This window comes from Guptibacillus hwajinpoensis, assembly GCF_020171785.1.
Taxonomy (GTDB): domain Bacteria; phylum Bacillota; class Bacilli; order Bacillales; family Guptibacillaceae; genus Guptibacillus; species Guptibacillus sedimenti.
On record NZ_JAIVAE010000006.1, the window covers coordinates 160,421 to 178,610 of the forward strand.

At 37.8% G+C, this 18,190-nt stretch carries 15 protein-coding genes; 12 read left to right on the forward strand and 3 right to left on the reverse strand.

Features of this window, described 5'->3' with window-relative positions; translation table 11 throughout:
• Nucleotides 1-71 precede the first annotated feature (71 nt).
• The 4 genes from LCL91_RS09965 (at nt 72) to LCL91_RS09980 (ending at nt 5,824) form a co-directional block, all read left to right on the forward strand.
• Nucleotides 72-1,550: a lipopolysaccharide biosynthesis protein gene (locus LCL91_RS09965; protein WP_224882086.1), complete on the forward strand. Its 1,479-nt coding sequence runs from the start codon at nt 72-74 to the stop codon at nt 1,548-1,550.
• The gene (locus LCL91_RS09970; RefSeq protein ID WP_224882087.1) at nt 1,547-2,569 is read left to right on the forward strand and encodes a GNAT family N-acetyltransferase; all 1,023 of its coding nucleotides are present in this window, start codon (nt 1,547-1,549) and stop codon (nt 2,567-2,569) included. The genes LCL91_RS09965 and LCL91_RS09970 overlap by 4 nt, the downstream gene beginning before the upstream one ends.
• Before the next feature lie 18 nt (nt 2,570-2,587).
• A complete protein-coding gene (locus LCL91_RS09975; RefSeq protein ID WP_224882088.1) occupies nt 2,588-3,514 on the forward strand; it encodes a PIG-L deacetylase family protein in 927 nt (308 codons plus the stop codon).
• 147 nt (nt 3,515-3,661) lie between these two features.
• Nucleotides 3,662-5,824, forward strand: a complete 2,163-nt coding sequence (locus LCL91_RS09980) for an O-antigen ligase family protein (RefSeq protein WP_224882091.1) — start codon at nt 3,662-3,664, stop codon at nt 5,822-5,824.
• A 40-nt stretch (nt 5,825-5,864) separates the two neighbouring features.
• Here LCL91_RS09980 and LCL91_RS09985 read toward each other — a convergent pair whose 3' ends face one another.
• Both LCL91_RS09985 and LCL91_RS09990 read right to left on the reverse strand, forming a co-directional pair.
• The gene (locus LCL91_RS09985; RefSeq protein WP_165997994.1) at nt 5,865-6,932 is read right to left on the reverse strand and encodes a glycosyltransferase family 4 protein; all 1,068 of its coding nucleotides are present in this window, start codon (nt 6,930-6,932) and stop codon (nt 5,865-5,867) included.
• A 193-nt stretch (nt 6,933-7,125) separates the two neighbouring features.
• Entirely contained in the window at nt 7,126-7,764 is a 639-nt protein-coding gene (locus LCL91_RS09990; RefSeq protein WP_224882093.1) for a YigZ family protein, read from the reverse strand.
• A gap of 272 nt (nt 7,765-8,036) precedes the next feature.
• Here LCL91_RS09990 and LCL91_RS09995 point away from each other — a divergent pair, with 272 nt between their 5' ends.
• Both LCL91_RS09995 and LCL91_RS10000 read left to right on the forward strand, forming a co-directional pair.
• The gene (locus LCL91_RS09995) at nt 8,037-9,188 is read left to right on the forward strand and encodes a sensor histidine kinase (RefSeq protein ID WP_224882095.1); all 1,152 of its coding nucleotides are present in this window, start codon (nt 8,037-8,039) and stop codon (nt 9,186-9,188) included.
• A 3-nt stretch (nt 9,189-9,191) separates the two neighbouring features.
• On the forward strand, nt 9,192-9,896 hold the full coding sequence (locus LCL91_RS10000) for a response regulator (RefSeq protein ID WP_159785070.1): 705 nt from the start codon (nt 9,192-9,194) through the stop codon (nt 9,894-9,896).
• A gap of 71 nt (nt 9,897-9,967) precedes the next feature.
• Here the strand turns inward: LCL91_RS10000 and LCL91_RS10005 are convergent, their stop codons facing one another.
• On the reverse strand, nt 9,968-10,894 hold the full coding sequence (locus tag LCL91_RS10005; RefSeq protein WP_224882097.1) for a peptidoglycan-binding protein: 927 nt from the start codon (nt 10,892-10,894) through the stop codon (nt 9,968-9,970).
• A gap of 309 nt (nt 10,895-11,203) precedes the next feature.
• Between LCL91_RS10005 and LCL91_RS10010 the strand changes: the two genes are divergently transcribed.
• The 6 genes from LCL91_RS10010 to secA all read left to right on the forward strand — a co-directional run bounded on the left by LCL91_RS10010 (nt 11,204) and on the right by secA (nt 18,150).
• Nucleotides 11,204-12,052 carry a DegV family protein gene (locus LCL91_RS10010; protein ID WP_224882099.1) on the forward strand — a complete coding sequence of 283 codons (849 nt, stop codon included), beginning with the start codon at nt 11,204-11,206 and terminating at the stop codon, nt 12,050-12,052.
• On the forward strand, nt 12,027-13,568 hold the full coding sequence (locus tag LCL91_RS10015) for a DEAD/DEAH box helicase (protein WP_224882101.1): 1,542 nt from the start codon (nt 12,027-12,029) through the stop codon (nt 13,566-13,568). The genes LCL91_RS10010 and LCL91_RS10015 overlap by 26 nt, the downstream gene beginning before the upstream one ends.
• On the forward strand, nt 13,556-14,278 hold the full coding sequence (locus LCL91_RS10020) for a ComF family protein (protein WP_224882103.1): 723 nt from the start codon (nt 13,556-13,558) through the stop codon (nt 14,276-14,278). The genes LCL91_RS10015 and LCL91_RS10020 overlap by 13 nt, the downstream gene beginning before the upstream one ends.
• A gap of 140 nt (nt 14,279-14,418) precedes the next feature.
• Complete coding sequence (gene cspD / locus LCL91_RS10025) at nt 14,419-14,619, forward strand: cold-shock protein CspD (RefSeq protein ID WP_098445063.1); 201 nt, start codon at nt 14,419-14,421, stop codon at nt 14,617-14,619.
• Nucleotides 14,620-14,856: 237 nt separating this feature from the next.
• The gene (gene hpf / locus LCL91_RS10030; protein WP_159785058.1) at nt 14,857-15,420 is read left to right on the forward strand and encodes a ribosome hibernation-promoting factor, HPF/YfiA family; all 564 of its coding nucleotides are present in this window, start codon (nt 14,857-14,859) and stop codon (nt 15,418-15,420) included.
• A gap of 216 nt (nt 15,421-15,636) precedes the next feature.
• The gene (gene secA / locus LCL91_RS10035) at nt 15,637-18,150 is read left to right on the forward strand and encodes a preprotein translocase subunit SecA (protein WP_224882104.1); all 2,514 of its coding nucleotides are present in this window, start codon (nt 15,637-15,639) and stop codon (nt 18,148-18,150) included.
• The last annotated feature ends 40 nt before the right edge of the window (nt 18,151-18,190 follow it).

Sequence of the window (18,190 nt, forward strand, 5' to 3'; positions counted from 1 at the left end):
TGGAAAATGTTCATTTGTGGCTGTTGAGAAATGAAACGGCAATGATTAATTTTTACCGAGGAGCAACAAACATGAGCAATAAAGAACAATCCTTTTTTCATGATTTAGTGTACTACGCAATTACATACATTGTACCGATGATCGTTGGTTTTATGCTCGTACCGATTTTTACTAGCAATTTCACTACAGCTGAGTATGGCCAATATAGCTTAATTAATGCCTCAGTTGGGTTATTAGGAATAATATCGGTTAACTGGATAAATGTTGCTTTTATTCGTTACTATACAAATGATGAAAAGGACCCAAAAGAAAAACAGTTAATAACCGTTTCAATTGTTGCGTTAACGGCGATTATCTCAATAATAGCGATTCTCCTCTACATCATGAGTGCATTAGGAGTAGTTAATCGCATTATTCCAAGCGAATATCTTTGGTTAACAATTGTGCTTTTGTTCTCTGCAAATTTGCACTCTTTCTTCTTTTCGTACCTTAGAGCAAATCGAAAAGCGAGATTTGCGACAATCTTAACCACAATTACCATTCTCATTCGATTTGGGACGTTTCTATTGTTATTGAGCAATTTCAATTTAAGCATCGGTGCGATTCTTTTAGCGACGATCGTATCAGATATCATTTATACAGTTGTCGTACTAATAAAAGAAAAGAAGCACATGCGAATCATAAAAATGACTTCTTTAGACCTGGCGTATGTGAAAGAATATTTTCTTTATGGATTACCTTTTATTTTAATTCTTGGTGTACACTGGCTGTTAACTTTGTCCGATCGTTATATGCTTGAGTTTTTAAGAGATAGTAGTGAAGTAGGAATTTACTCTATTAATTATTCATTTGCACAACAAATCATGATGCCGCTTATTACGATCTTCATGTCGACCGCTGAACCGATTTTATTTAGAAAACACCGTACGGGTACGACTACTGAAGTGAATCGTGTTTTAAATAACATTTTTAAGTACTTTTTTATGCTCATTCTTCCAGCCGTTATCGGTCTATCCGTCGTATCAAATCACATCACTTCGCTTTTTATTAAAAATGATTTCCAAGAAGGCTTTGTAATTATTCCGATTGTGTCATTTGGTTTCTTGTTTCTTGGAATAAGACAATATTTAAATAAAAGCCTTGAGCTTGTTAAGAAAAGTAAGGAAATCGCCAATATCTCACTTGTAGCAGCAGGAACGAACATTGTGTTAAACCTTATCTTTATACCACTGTACGGGTATATGGGGGCTGCTTGTGCGACATTAATCGCTTATTTTGTCTATTTCGCACTATCCTATTATAAAACAAATCATCTCACTGATTTAAGAATTAAATTCTCTTCTGATCATATTAAGATTATACTTGCATCTTCGATCATGGGAGTAGGCGTATTTCTTGGGAATTACCTTCCAATCGAAAACGTTCCATTTCTATTGGCGATACAAATAAGTATAGGAGTATTCTTGTACCTCATTTCATTATGGATGATGGGTGTGATTACGGAGGAAAAGAACAAGCTCATAGGAAGATTGAAAAGGAAAGGCAGTTGAACGAATCATTGACCCAAAATAACATCTCCTATCGTTTATATGAAGAAGAGGATTACCACAAATATGTGAACCTATATAAAAGAGTTTTTAATAAGGAAATCTCCTTAAGCTATTTCCAATGGAAATTTAATAACGTTCACAATCCAGCCGTTATCTTTTGTGCCTTTAATTCGGAAAATGAGATGGTAGGTTCTCGCGTTGTTTTATTAACTGACCTTTGTCGAGACGAGCAAATGATTAAAGGTGCACAATCCGTCGATTCTATGGTAGATGGAACTTATAGAGGAATGGGGATTTACAAGAAGTTAAATCAAATGGCAATTGAGCATTTGACAGAGATGGGCGTACAGAAAATTATGACGTTCCCCAATCAAAATTCATTTCCTCCATTGAATAAATTAGGGTGGGAAGAAATCTATTCAATTTCAAATCGAATGAAAATATTGAATTACAAACACCTCTTTCCTTCAATCCCTGTTCTTAAACAGTTGTTAACTGTAAAAGATAACATGTATAAAAACAATCGCCTGCCACCGAACATGACCATTTCAGAAGTAAGGCAGTTTGATGATGAAATTGTTGATTTTATTGAAACTTCATTGAAAACTCGAATCCATCAAAGGCGAAGTAAAGAATTTTTAGAGTGGAAATACAGCGAGAAACCAGAATCAGAATATGAAAAATTAGTAGTAGAAGTGGACCGTGCGATCGTTGGATTTTTCATAATACGAAAAAACAAGCATGGTCAGAGAATTGTAGGAACAATATTGGAATGTGTTATGAGAGAAGAGGTAAATCAGAAGAAAATCATGCGAGTTCTTTTAGCTTATTTGCGCTCTAAGAGTTTCGACATTGTAAAAATATGGTCATATGAGAAAAGTGAAGTGAATTTTTCGTTTTTAAGTTTAGGTTTTTTAAAGCGAAAAACCGCAATCAAATTCGCTGTAAATCAACTTAACGATGATCAGAATGACTTCGGAGACTGGTATATAAGCGCTGGAGATGCGGATACAGCGTAGAGAGAGGGAGGAAAGAGGATGCTTTCAACGTTAAAACGAAGCCTTAAACCGTTACTATTAAAAACATATAACAGTAGGAATAACAAATTCTCTAAGGATTTTATTAATTCCAATAGAGAAAGAATAGAAGAAAGAAATCAACTTATAACAAGCCTTCCGGGCGAAAAAATTCTTGTGTTAGCTCCACATGTAGATGATGATATGATCGGGTGTGGCGGGGCGATTTTAAAGTATTTAAAAGAAGGAAAAGAAGTTCATATTGCTTATCTAACTCAGAGCAACAAGCGCGGTTCGATAGGTTTGCAAGGCGAAGAGATTATGATAGAGCGGAAAAGAGAAGCGGAGACCGTTGCAAAGAAAATTGGACTTCCACTAAATCATTTACACTTTTTAAGCGCCAGTGATTCAGAATTATTAACAACAGATTTGACTGAAGAATTAGGTTCTATGATGAGTCGATTGAATCCAGATGTTGTATTCTTCCCTTCAATTATTGATACTCATACTGATCATTATGCTGTTAGTAAAAAGCTTTATGAGTTAGCGAAGGAACAAAATGGAGTATTAGATCATGTTTATTTAATGATGTATGAAGTACAAAATCCGATTTCTCCCGTTTATTCTAATCGGATTCTTGATATTACAGAAGTGTATAATGAGAAAGTGAGTTTGTTGCACTACTACAAATCTCAGCAAACTCGATTTTATTTTCTACCAATTATGAATCATTTGAATGGGTTGGTTTTTGGTGAGGGCAAAAAAGCTGAAGTGTATATTGAAACTAATATTCAGGACTACCTTAATTTTGTCGAAAAACACTTTGGTGATAACGAGTATTACTTTCACTTGAAACCTCAGTTAATTGGGCATCGCGATCATCGTAATACGATCCCAACATACAACAATATCCTTGAATCAAAGAAAGTATTGAATGAATTAATCTAGATAGGTACGTTCAATTGAAAGGATATAAATGCAAAGCATGTTGAAAAATGTTATATGAAGTGATTTAATTTGATTGTTCGACAAATTCCTGTCAAAAGATTCACGCATTTGCCGAATCGATATAGACATAAGGAGGAGGTGAATCAAATGAATGGGATGCTTTATTTGTTTCGAAAGACGTTTAGTCAAGTCGTTATTGCAGTACTTCTTTCTGCTCTAGTGAGTTTTCTATTAGCCCCTGAATTACTGATTCAAAACAAGAAATTAGCTGCCATTACAGCAGTCGGTATTCTATTTGTTCTCACACTTTTGAAGTTGATCAGACAAGGTGTCTTCTCATCTCTATCGTTTAAAGATTCTGTTATGTATTTTCTAATTGCGAGTTCTTTTATTGGACCCGCTATAGTCCTAAATATAGGTCCAATAGGTCTTTTTCCTTTTAGAGTATTTTATCTATTGATCATTGGAATAAGTACAGTGATCTACATACGAAATAAATCTTTTTTCGATTGGGGATCAATTAGAACGAAGCCAATATTCGTTTTCCTTATTTTCTGGTTCTTGTATGCATGTCTCTCTCTTACATGGGCGCCGTCCATAACATACGGAATTAGAAATCTCTTCTATCTTTTTACAGGATTATCACTCATTGTGTTAGTTACTTTCTATTTTAAAGAGATGAAAAATTATTTGGCTTTTTTCTATATATGGATTGTTGTCTACATTGGACTTATAGGTCTTGGACTGTGGAACCATTTTACAGAGCAACATCTTAGCTTATCACGCATCAACGACTTACCATACTATATGCAGGGAGTACCAACAGCTGTTTTTGGCAATGAAAATGACTACGCAAGCTATCTCGTGATAAGTATGTTCTTTGTCTGGTTTTTCATGAAACATCGTCGTCCTCTTCTGATAAAACTAATTGGGCTTACTTTAATTGTTATAACCATTTATCTCATTTACCTTACGAATTCCAGAGCCAATTATATTTCAATCCTTATCGGTTTTGGAGGATGGTTTATTCTTTACAGTGAAAAAACAACAAGAAGGATTCTTGTATTCAGTGGTGTATTATCTGCCATAGCCGTATCATTCATATTCTATAATAAAGTTATAACGTTACTGACAAACTTCATTTCAACTAATTTCCAGCGAAGTGAAGGAGGCTCTCTTGATATACGAGCGAACATCTTGAAAAACGTTCAATATTATTTTGCAGAAAGTATGGGTTTTGGCGTAGGAGCGGGTAATGCTGATTTTTTCTTGAAGAATGAGCCGATTTTTCCGATTGGAGTCTTTTCCAATGTACATAATTGGTGGGGAGAAATTCTAGTCAACTACGGGGCCATCGTATTTGGTGGATACCTTGCGATGTACCTTTCCTTACTCATTTTACTCTATCGAATTTCTAAGAGAACGATGGATAAAAATGAAAAAATGATTGCTCAAACGTTGACCATTAGTCTAATCGTGTTTGCTATGGCGAGTATTAGTCCAAGTTCCGTACTTACTTTAAATTATCACTGGATGCTTTTCGCTTTTAGTATTGGGTTTATCACTTATTATTTCAGGAATACGAAAGTTACCCAACAAACAATTAATGAGCCACCTAGGGGTGCAGGAGGTAACAAAGAAATGTTAAAAAAATATTCAAAAACGATTAGTGAAAGGTTTAAAAAGTATTTCTGGTTATTTTTACTATTACCTATACTCACTGCTGGTATTTCTTATGTATTAGAATATTCATCTCCAGTGAGTCATTCAGCTAAATCGGAAATCGCACTTGGGAATTTTGAATATGACAGAATCACTGAGCCAGTAACTGTGAAGGACTTTTTAACGAATGTAGCTTACCTTAGACAATTAGATGAAGAATATGGTTTATCAATGCCAGTTGAGGATATTGCCGATAATTTGGTTGTTGGTGAAGAGCCTGGTAAATTATTAACTCTACGCTTGGATGGTAATGATGAAAAGTTAGTCTCAGATACATTAATGGAGATTACACAAGCATTTATTTCTGAAAGCGATAAAGTAAAAGAGGAGCGTACCGCTTTCTTTAATGAGAAGATCAAAAGACTTCAAGAGCTACCAGATAGCCCAGAATCAATGGTAGACAAGGAACAGTTCATCTATGAGTTACAATTAAATTTAATGAACATGCGGGACACCGTGATCAATAAGCCTGTCACCGTTTCAACAACGGCTGGCGATCCGCTCCAAAGGACAATTTTCGGCTTGTTAATCGGTATTGCGCTTAGTGTTACTCTTTTACTTATTCCAGAATTCTTGAGAAAAGATTAAAAGAAAAAACAGGCTTTGAATTTATTCAAAGCCTGTTTTTTCAATTGATTAGGGTAAGCAATTTCTTAATCGTGGTAATGAGGGGAGTACGCTTATTATTTAACTGACCAACTAATTCAGAAGTGAATTGAATCATAAATAACAGCAAGATGATGATGAAGAAAGATCCCCATAACGTTGATGATGTAAAAACTACAGCAGCAACCCCACAAGAAATCCCCATTACATAAATCATTAATACCGTTCCTCTATGTCCAAATCCTAGAGCTAACAAATTATGATGAAGGTGTGCCTTGTCTGGAGCAGATATATTTTGTTTGTTTTTAATACGTCTAAAGATGGCGAAAAATGTATCGAAAATAGGAATGGCAAGAATTAAGACGGGCAATAGAAAACTAAAAATAGCGACACTCTTGAAAAAGCCGATCACAGATAAAATGGAGATCATGTATCCAAGAAATAATGCCCCGGTATCTCCCATAAATATTTTAGCAGGATGGAAATTAAACACCAGGAATCCAATAGAACCGCCAATTAATACAAGAGAAATCGCTGCAACGTATAGACTGTTGTTTAAAATCGCTACGGCAAAAATTGAAGAAAGAGCAATGGTTGAAACTCCAGCAGCCAATCCGTCCAGTCCATCAATAAGGTTTATGGCGTTCGTTACCCCGACAATCCAGAGAATTGTAACAACGTAGCTGGCCATACCGAGTTCAATTTTACCTATAAAAGGCAGAGAAACGAACTCAATTGTAAGACCAGAGCTAACCACAAGAATGGCGGCTAATATCTGAGCAATAAACTTAACCTTCGCTGATAGGGTATATTTATCATCAAGAACACCAACAATGATGATGATAACGGCACCTAGAATGAGGCGTAATGGTGTATCAAAAAATTGTGATAAGTAAAGATAACCGAAGAAGAAACCAATAATGATCGCTAGTCCACCTAATCTTGGCATTAACTTCTTATGAACTTTTCGGTTATTTGGCTGATCAACTACCCCGATTTTTATAGCGAATTTAATAACTAATGGGGTAATCGCAATGGTTGTTACGAGTGCAATTAAGAATGCGATGCTTAGGTCAAGCCAGGTTGGCATTTTTTCACCTACTTTATCAGCATTTATGACACATTTCCCTTTATAGCAGAATTGAAAACGCGTACTATGCTATTTCGTATTATCTTAGTTATATGCTTCGACAAAGATCACATACTTCATTATGATATCAAAAATAATGTCAAATGAGGGAAAAAGTTTGTAAATTAATTATGAATTTTACCTCTATTTCTTTCTAATTATCGACATCTACTTCGATATAAGACTGATCATGAATAGTAACTTCACATTTTCCACTTGTTAAATTCGTAATCCATTCTGTAAAAAGTTCCTCGTCCCCACTATTTACTAAAACGGTGAACGATACATTCTCCAAATAAGCAATTTCATCTAATAAATAATTCGATGAACGGATTTCGTTTTCGACTTTACCTAGTAAAGTATAATCAATTTGAGTCGTTATTTTCGTCATCAACTTTCGCTCAACGATTCCAGTTGCGTTTAGCCCTTCGGAGACAGATTGGCCATACGCACGAATTAAACCGCCTGCACCAAGTTTAATGCCACCAAAGTAACGGGTAACGACTACAGTCGTGTCTTTTAGCTTGCGTTTTTTTAGCACTTCAAGCATTGGCACACCAGCCGTGCCAGATGGTTCACCATCGTCGTTTGCTTTCTGAATCAAATCCTGTTCACCAATTAAGTAGGCGGAGCAATTGTGTGTGGCACTAGCGTGTCTTTTTTTGATGGATTGAATAAATGCTTGAGCTTCTTCTTCTGTTGGTGTTCGTTTGACATGAGCGATAAAGCGAGATTTTTGTATCACAATTTCGTTTTCTCCCTCAGTTTTAACGGTATAATATGAAGTAAGCATAGAAATAACCTCCAGATATTCCTTGCACATTCCTGTGAATGAAAGGGATTTGTATCTTATCATCGAATAGTACATAGGGAAACATTGTTATTTAAGAGTGAAAAATAAGGAGTTCCTTATGCGTCCTTCTTATTATAAGTTTCTTAAATTAATCCATCAAATATATATCCTCAAGTCATAAACAGACGGTCACATACGAATTTTGTAAAAGAAGTACTTTTGGACTATCTTTTCTAAACGTCCGTCCCTTGAAGGAATGGAGGGGTAAGAGCTTGGATTTTCAAAGGCTTGATCCAAATTCATTAGATGTCATTCTTGACAGGACAATGGAGAGTATTAATAGTAGTAAATCAAAACTGTTCGAAATTGGAGAGCTTTCTCATGACGAGTGCCAAAAGGTTAATAATCAACTACAATTATTAAAAGAAGAACTGGAAACCGTACATCGCCTAAGACAAGAAAGGCTACAAATGGACCGTGTGGCCCGTGCAGAGCTTGTAAAGATCAGTAAGAACTTTCAGGACTACAAAGAGCCAGAAATTCGAAATGCCTATGAAAAGGCCTCAGAAGCGCAAATTAAGCTTTCGGTTAGTATGGAAAAGGAAACGCGGCTAAAAGATCAAATTTCGGATCTCGAACAACGTATTTCTTCTCTTCAAAACACCTCGGATAAAGCGGAGTCATTTATGAGCCAAATTTCAACCGTTCTTAGTTATCTTGGCGGAGAACTAAGACAATACGGTGAGGTGATCGAGGATGCTAGGCGAAAACAAGAATATGGACTTAAAATTATTGAAGCACAGGAAGAAGAAAGAAAGCGCCTATCACGAGAAATTCATGATGGACCTGCCCAGGTTCTTGCAAATGTCTTATTACGTTCACAATTAATTGAACGGATTTATGAGAAAAAGGGTAAAGATGAAGCGTTCAAAGAGATCAGAGACATGAAATCTTTGATTGAGGATGCGTTAAAAGAAGTTAGGCGTCTTATTTATGACCTTCGTCCAATGGCGCTTGATGACCTTGGTTTAGTGCCAACATTGTTAAAGTATTTAAATAAAGTAGATGATCGATCAGAGGCAACCATTTACTTTGATTATGATGAGGGGATCCAAAGGCTTCACGTTCGCCTAGAAGCGGCTATATTTCGACTTGTTCAAGAAGCTGTTCAAAATGCCCTTAAGCATGCTGAAGCAACTGAAATAACTGTTGACCTGAAACTTGATGGTGATAAGATTGTGGTAACCATTCAAGATAATGGAATTGGTTTTGATGTGAACATACGTAAAGATCAATCATTTGGATTAATCGGAATGAAAGAACGTGTTGGATTATTAAATGGGACGATTCAGGTTCAATCAACGCCAAACAAGGGTACATATATACTGATAAGAATCCCGATACATGAACAGGAGGGCGTGTAAGAGATGTATGCAGCAAAGACCAAAACTAAAATTATTATTATAGATGACCATCGCTTGTTCCGCGAAGGTGTTAAGCGTATTTTGGATATGGAAGATGATTTCGAAGTGATTGCTGAAGGTGATGATGGAGACGAAGCGCTTCGTCTTGTTGAAGAAAATAAGCCTGATGTTGTTTTAATGGATATTAATATGCCACATGTAAACGGCGTTGAAGCTACGAGACAGCTGATCGAACAAGTGCCTGAAACTAAGGTTATTATTTTATCGATCCATGATGACGAAACGTACGTCACCCACGCGGTAAAGACTGGTGCTGCGGGCTATTTATTAAAAGAGATGGATGCAAATTCGCTAGTTGAAGCCGTTAAAGTTGTCGCTTCTGGAGGAGCTTACATTCATCCAAAAGTGACGCATAATCTTGTGAATGAGTATCGTCGACTCGCTACGGAAGGAAAAAGACCTTCTACACAAATTGGGTATAAGGAAGTGGAGTACCGCAAACCGCTACACATTTTGACACGACGAGAATGTGAAGTGCTGCAGTTACTTACAGATGGAAAAAGCAATCGCTCGATCGGTGAAGATCTTTACATTAGTGAGAAAACAGTAAAAAACCACGTATCGAATATTTTGCAGAAAATGAACGTAAATGACCGAACGCAAGCCGTCGTAGAGGCAATCAAAAAAGGCTGGGTAAAGGTGCGCTGATGCGCGCCTTTTTTTTATAAATAAAAAGAAGACAAAAAAAGAACCTCGAAGTGAGGTTCTTTTTGTATGCATTATACGCGTTTTGCTCCAAGGTAACGTGGTGCCCAGTAAGAGTTATCCATGCTGCTAATTGTTACTCCGTAAGAAGAAGAAGAGTGGATGAACTGACCGTTACCGATGTAAATTCCAGCGTGGGATGGGCCAGATTTGTATGTTTCAAAGAACACAAGATCTCCAACAGAAGGAGAAGAAACTTTATCTGTTGCGTCCCAAATGCTAGCTACAGTACGTGGAATGGAAGTTCCAGCTTTATTATATACGTATTGTAAGAAGCCGCTGCAGTCGAATCCAGATGGAGAAGTTCCTGCCCAAACATAAGGTACACCCATGTATTGCTTCGCGATTGACACGACAGAAGAGTTAGATGTTGATGCACTCTTTACTTGTGAAGACGAAGATGAGCTAACCGAAGAACCATTAAGAGCTGCAAATGTGTTTGAACCAGCAATTCCATCTACGCTAAGCCCGTTAGCACTTTGGAAATTACGAACAGCTTGTTGTGTAATGGAACCATAAATGCCGTCTACAGAATAGCTGTAATAACCTTTAGACTTAAGCTGGTTTTGTAGGCTTGTTACACTTGATCCGCGGTCACCATAACGAAGTGTTCCGCTATATGTATTCGAAGAACTACTTGATTTAGAAACTGCTGCGCCTTTTAATGCGCTTACTGTTTGTGGTCCAACAACGCCATCAACGCCAATTCCTGCACTGCGCTGAAAGTCACGAACGCCTTCTTCAGTAATGTTGCCAAAATATCCTGTTGCTGTATGGTAGTCAAAATAACCTTTATCGTCAAGAACGTTTTGAAGTTCAGTTACGTCAGAGTTGCTCATGCCATTGTATAGGGTACGGTCGCCTAAAGCTGCTTCACTTACGTTTGGTGCTAGCAAAAGAGTACCTGCGAGTGTAGTAGTGATCACGACTTTCTTAAACATATTGTAATTCCCCCTGATTTATAAGTTTAAACCTTTTATTTTCTCTATCACGATTGCTAGTTTACATGATTGAGATAACAGGACGATGAATATAAGGTTACAATCATGTAACAGAAACCCTGCCTAATTTACTAAAACATTCATTTTGCGACATTTATATTAAAAAATATGGGGGATAATGGTTGACAAAATATGTGAAAAATACTATAAGCTCTTATTGGCAATAAGGGGGAAATGCTCTATCATTAACTTGAATGGGTTTAATGAAAACTAGTTGAAATATTTAATAGATTGAAAAGAGGCGTTTATATGAAAACAGTTGCTATTGTAACAGATAGTACCGCTTATATACCTGAATCGATGCTAACCGAGTACGAAATAACGATGGTACCACTTAGCGTGATATTTGATAACGAATCATATTTAGAAGAAAAAGAAATTCAAGCAGATGATTTTTTTGAAAAGGTGAAAAAGGAAAATATTCTACCTAAAACCTCACAGCCTTCGATCGGAAGTTTTGTTGAAACGTATGAAACATTGGCGCGTACACACGATGAAATAATCACCATTACGTTATCGAGTGGTATTAGCGGTACGTACCAGTCCGCCAATTCAGCTGGCGATATGATTGAAGGGGCAGACGTATACGTTTTTGATTCTGAAATCAGCTGTATGATGCAAGGGTTTTATGTTTTGGAAGCGGCCCGTATGGCTCAAGATGGATTTGGAAGTAAAGAGATCCTAAGTAGACTTCAAAAAATTAAGAGTCAGGGAACGAACGCTTATTTTCTTGTCGATGATCTTAGTCATTTGCATAGAGGAGGACGGTTAAATGCCGCGCAGCTTGTTGTCGGGAGTCTTCTTCAAATAAAGCCAGTGCTAACCTTTGAGGATAAACAAATCGTACCGTATGAAAAAATTAGAACGCGAAAAAAAGCGCTCAATAAAATCATGACGCTATTTGATGAGGCGGCAAGAGGTGGCGACCTGATAAATGCGACATTAATTTATTCAACAAACAAGGATGAAGCAGAAAGTCTAAAAGCTGAACTAGAAGAAAAGTATACGAATGTAAACATCATTTTAAGTTACTTTGGCCCTGTTATAGCAACTCACCTTGGGGAAGGTGCGCTTGGCCTGGGCTGGTACCGCGTATGATCATGAAATTGTATATGGAAGCAAATCAATGAGATTTGCTTCCGATTTATTCAACAATAAGGAGATTATCGTACCTGAATTTCTTTATCAGTCTTCTAAGCTCCCCGAATTTTTCCCGATTAGCCACTATCCTTCCCTCCCTCAACTACCAATCAATCAGCGGTTTAAACCGAATAGGAAGATCATTCATTTTCTTTCAGGAAGACATTTATTGCGAGATGAAATCCCCTTTTCCCTTCAAGAACTTCATGCCCACTATGTTAATGGCTATCTTCAATTAGAGCCTGGCATTCAAACACTTCATGGAAGAGAGATGTGTATGCGATGTGGGAATCATACATTTTCATCATTTTCTTGTGCAAGGTGTCAAAGGGCGAGCTGCCAATATTGTCGAAATTGCATCATCATGGGGAAAGTTACCTCTTGTTCCCCCTTGTATTCCGCACCGAGCCGCCAGTATGAACCAATAGAAAACCTAACGTTACAGTGGTTCGGGAAGCTATCTGAAGGGCAACAAGAGGCATCTCATGCAGTGATTAGGGCTATTCAAAACAATCATTCGGTTCTTATTTGGGCCGTTTGTGGCAGTGGTAAAACAGAAGTGCTTTTTCATGGATTGGCATATGCCCTTTCTCAACATAAATCGGTATGTATAGCTACTCCAAGGACAGATGTTGTTTTAGAGTTAGCCCCACGATTGCAAAAAGTCTTTCCAGGACTTACGGTTTCTCCGCTCTATGCGGGACATTCAGACCCCAATTCTTCTTTTGTTATCTCAACCACTCACCAGCTCATTCGATTTAAGAATTGTTTTGATGTCATGATTATTGATGAAGTAGATGCTTTTCCATATAGCGTTGATCCATCTCTCCGCTTTCATGTAAACAAAGCACGAAAACAAAGTGGGTCACTCATTTATCTAACAGCAACACCATCTAAAAGCTTTTTAAATCAAGAAACACTAAATGTGGTGCGAATTCCTTCTCGGTATCACGGCTATCCATTACCAGTTCCTACTTTACAATGGAGCGGGAATTGGCGAAAGAAAATTGAAAAAGGGCAGATTCCTTATACTCTGATAGATTGGATTAAAAAACAAATGAATGCTCAAAAACCAGTATTGCTGTTTTTTCCTTCCATCAAAATCATTGAAAAAGTAAAATGCGTTTTTGACGAACAGCGGCTTCTTTGTGAAGCCGTTCACTCAGAGGATCCAAACCGCACTGAAAAGGTTCTTCAGTTTCGAAGGAGAGAAATTCCGATCTTACTATCTTCTACCATACTTGAACGCGGGATAACGATTGAGAATATTGCAGTAGCTGTAGTAGGAGCGGAGGATGGTGTTTTTACAGAAAGTGCTCTCGTACAAATTGCCGGAAGAGCTGGAAGAAGCGCTTCTTATCCAGAAGGAGATGTTACATTTTTTCATTACGGTAAAACAAATGCGATGATAGCGGCAATACGGCATATTCGAAAAATGAATCAGGAAGCGGAGGAGAAAGGGTGGCTACATTAGACCGATGCTCATTGTGTGGAGAGGATACTAGCAATCAACTTTCATGGCAGCTTTTGTTTAGAAGGAAAAACAATCTTCCTTGCTGTGAAACGTGTCGAAATCAACTTCTTCCTATTGTAGGGCCACTTTGTTTAAAATGCGGGCGTTCACTTCAACAAATCGAATCTAGGTTTGTTGAAGGAAAACAATGTTCTGACTGTGTGAGATGGGGAGAAAGGGGATGGGATGAGGTCCTTACTCATAACAAATCCTTTTTCGAGTACAATGATTTTTTGAAGAAAATTCTTGCGCTTTATAAATTTAGAGGAGATGTTGAAGTAGGAAGAGTATTCTCAAGTTTAATCCATCGTGAGTTAAAAAGTTCTTATTCGTTCATAGATCAAGTCATCCCAATGCCTGCAAGTGAGGAGAGGATGTATGAAAGAGGGTTTAATCAATGTGAGGTGTGGATCGAGGGCACGAGATTTGTTCAAGACTCTCCATTAATGAGAACAAAAAATGAAGAGAAGCAGAGTAAACGTACCAGAGAAATGAGGATAAACCGTGAAAAAGAAATGTTCCAAATCGTAGAAGGGGCAAATGTAGTGGGGAAAAAGCTTCTTTTACTGGATGATATTTATACGACAGGAACGACGATCCATTATGCAGCATTTACACTTAAAAATGCGGGGGCATCTAACGTTTATTCACTTACATTAAGTAGGGGATAAGGTTGTGTCGATAACTTTTATAGAAAGCGCCTTCATTCGAGTTTAATCAACAAAAAAACCCCTTTGACAGGGTTTAGGCTCCCACGTATAGTAAATGTATGGCACTGCCATGAAGATTTCTGAAGGGAATGTTGAACAAGATGCAGGGAAAAGTAAAATGGTTTAACAATGAAAAAGGTTTTGGATTTATCGAAAGAGAAGATGGCGACGACGTATTTGTCCATTTCTCAGCAATCACTGGTGAAGGATTCAAGTCTCTAGAAGAAGGTCAGACAGTTGAATTCGAGATTGTTGAAGGCGCTCGTGGGCCACAAGCTGCTAATGTAGAAAAAGTATCTTAATTAAACAAACGCTTAAAGCCCTATCCAATTGGATAAGGGCTTTTTATTTTTCCATTTTTTAAGAAGAATGTGAGATAAAAAAGGAAGTAATGAGTAGCGTTGTTAAAAATTGTCGTATTTTAGGATGTTTTGTGAAAAAAACGTAAAAATAAATGAGTTTTTTTAAAGTTTATAGAGGGGAATGATATGGGTATAACGAATAATAGAGGTATAGCATGGAAGGAGGAGTGCCACATGATGAATTTCAACATCCGTGGTGAAAACATTAAAGTTACACCTGCAATGAGAGAATACACTGAGAAGAAGGTAAGTAAACTTGAAAGGTATTTCGATACTCCACCTAATTCTGATGTTCATGTAAATATGAAGGTTTATAACGATCAGCAAATGATCGAAGTTACGATTCCAATGCCAAACCTTCTACTTCGAGCAGAAGAAGAGCATCAGGATATGTATGCAGCAATTGATTTGGTTGTTGAGAAACTTGAGCGTCAAATTCGCAAACATAAAACGAAAGTTAATCGCAAATTCCGTCAGGAAGGTAGCGTAAAATATATGTTCCGCGATGAACTTAACCCAACAACGACGAGTGTCGCTGAAGCTGACATGGATGAGGATGATGATCTGCAAGTTGTCAAAACGAAGCGATTTACATTTAAACCAATGGACGTAGAAGAAGCCATTCTTCAAATGGACATGCTAGGTCATAGCTTCTTCGTCTTCTCAAACGCAGTGACAGGAAGCACTGGTGTTGTCTATCGCCGTAAAGATGGAAAATACGGCCTAATCGAACAAGACTAACGAATAAATATAAACTAGGGCAGGGGGATAACCTCTGCTCTTTACTTATGTAAGAAAATTTTTTCTTTCTTTCATTAATATAGTATTTCAGACTGCGAGCTTTTTTTACTTTCTTGTGCCTCTCGCAACTAATTGTTAAAATAGCTACATAGTATATAAAATTCTAAGTATAGTTATATGATAGCACTCTACTGACAACAAAAGAGGAGCGTTTCTATGAAAGGTTTATTACGGAAGATTATACCAAACGGCAATGAACGTCAGATAACCCGCCTGCAAAAGATTGCAGATCAAGTGGAAGCTTTTTCAGATCAAATGAAGCAGTTATCAGACGATCAGCTTCGTAACAAAACGGAAGAATATAAAGAACGAATTGAAAAAGGTGAAAAGCTCGATAAAATGTTACCAGAAGTGTATGCCACTGTACGCGAAGCATCAGATCGCGTTCTAGGTATGCGCCCGTTCCCTGTACAAATTATGGGAGCAGCCGCCCTCCATGAAGGAAACATTGCTGAAATGAAAACAGGTGAAGGTAAAACGCTAAGTGCGACAATGCCTGTCTACCTTAACGCGTTAACTGGTAAAGGCGTTCACGTTATTACGGTCAACGAATACCTTGCGAAGCGTGATGCGGAAGAAATGGGTGAACTTTACCATTTCCTTGGTTTAACAGTAGGATTAAACATTAGCGGTCTTTCAAAAGAAGAGAAAGCAGAAGCGTATGCTGCAGATATTACGTATGGAACAAATAATGAATTTGGATTTGACTATTTACGAGACAACATGGTCCTATACAAAGAAGAGATGGTACAGCGCCCTCTTCATTATTCCATTATCGATGAAGTTGACTCTGTCCTAATAGATGAAGCGAGAACACCGCTTATTATTTCTGGTAGTGCAGAGAAATCCACAACGCTATACATTCAAGCCAATCAATTTGTTAGAACGTTAAAAGAAGAAGATGACTATAATGTCGATATTAAAACAAAGAATGTCCAATTAACCGAAGATGGGATTACTAAAGCAGAGAAATTCTTCTCAATTGAAAACCTCTATGATTACAAGCATGTTCAATTGAATCATCACATTAACCAGGCGATGAAAGCGAACTTCATTATGCAGCTTGATATGGATTATGTCGTTCAGGATGAAGAAGTGGTGATTGTTGACTCCTTTACTGGTCGTTTGATGGCGGGCCGCCGCTATAGTGATGGGCTTCACCAGGCGATTGAAGCAAAAGAAGGTTTAGTCATTCAGCGTGAAAGTATGACGCTTGCAACAATTACATTCCAAAACTACTTTAGAATGTATGAGAAGCTTTCTGGGATGACTGGTACTGCGAAAACAGAAGAAGAAGAATTCCGTAACATATACAATATGAATGTTATTGCAATTCCGACAAATAAACCAATTGCTCGAATGGATTATCCAGATCTTGTGTACAAATCAACGAATGGTAAGTTCCAGGCCCTTGCTAGAGAAATTGAGGAGCGCCATAAAAAGGGACAACCTATATTAGTTGGTACAGTTGCAGTTGAAACTTCAGAGTTAATCTCACAATTCTTAAAGAAACGTGGCATTCCACATAACATCTTAAACGCAAAGAACCATGCGCGAGAAGCGGAGATTATTGAGTCTGCAGGCCAAAAAGGTTCTGTTACGATTGCAACGAACATGGCAGGGCGAGGAACAGACATCAAGCTTGGAGCTGGCGTATTAGATCTTGGTGGTCTTTTCATTCTAGGCACAGAACGTCATGAAAGTCGTAGAATTGATAACCAGCTGCGTGGACGTTCAGGTCGTCAAGGTGACCCTGGTGAATCACGGTTCTACATTTCAATGGAAGATGAACTGATGAGAAGATTCGGTTCAGATAATATGATGAACATGATGAACCGCCTCGGAATGGAAGAGGACCAGCCGATTGAATCGAAGCTCGTATCGAGAGCTGTCGAATCAGCTCAAAAACGCGTTGAAGGAAACAACTATGATGCACGTAAACAGCTTCTTCAATACGATGATGTCATGAGACAGCAGCGTGAGATTATTTATGCTCAGCGTGCGGAAGTACTTGAGTCAGATAATTTACGCGAGATTGTTGAAACAATGCTAACCTCTGTCATTACGCGAATTGTAGATGCTCACACAGGTGATGAAGACATTCAAGAAGAGTGGGATCACCAGGCTATCCTTGATCATGCGAAAGGAATTTTCCTTCAGGAAGGTCAAGTAACAGTGAAAGATATTAAAGCCCTTGATAAGGAAGAAATTGTAGAACTTCTCGTTGAGAAAATGAAAGTAAACTACGATGACAAAGAAGCAGAGTTTGAACCTGAACGCATGCGTGAATTCGAAAAAGTGATTCTTCTTCGCAGCGTGGATCGCAAATGGATGGATCACATTGATGCGATGGATCAACTGCGCCAGGGTATCCACCTAAGAGCTTACGGACAGAACGATCCTCTTCGTGAATATCAATTCGAAGGATACGAAATGTTCGAAGATATGGTTACTGAGATCGAAGAAGAAGTATCGACCTATATCATGAGAGCTCAAATTGAAAGCAATTTGAAGCGAGAAAAAGTAGCAGAAGGAAAAGCCGTAAATCCAAAAGAAGAAGTAAGTTCGAAGCCAAAACCTGTGAAGAAAAAACAGGACATCGGTAGAAACGACCCTTGCCCTTGTGGAAGTGGCAAGAAATATAAGAATTGTCACGGCAAAGCAGAATAATGCCGGGCAGGTGTTCAAAGCTGAACACCTGCCTATTCTA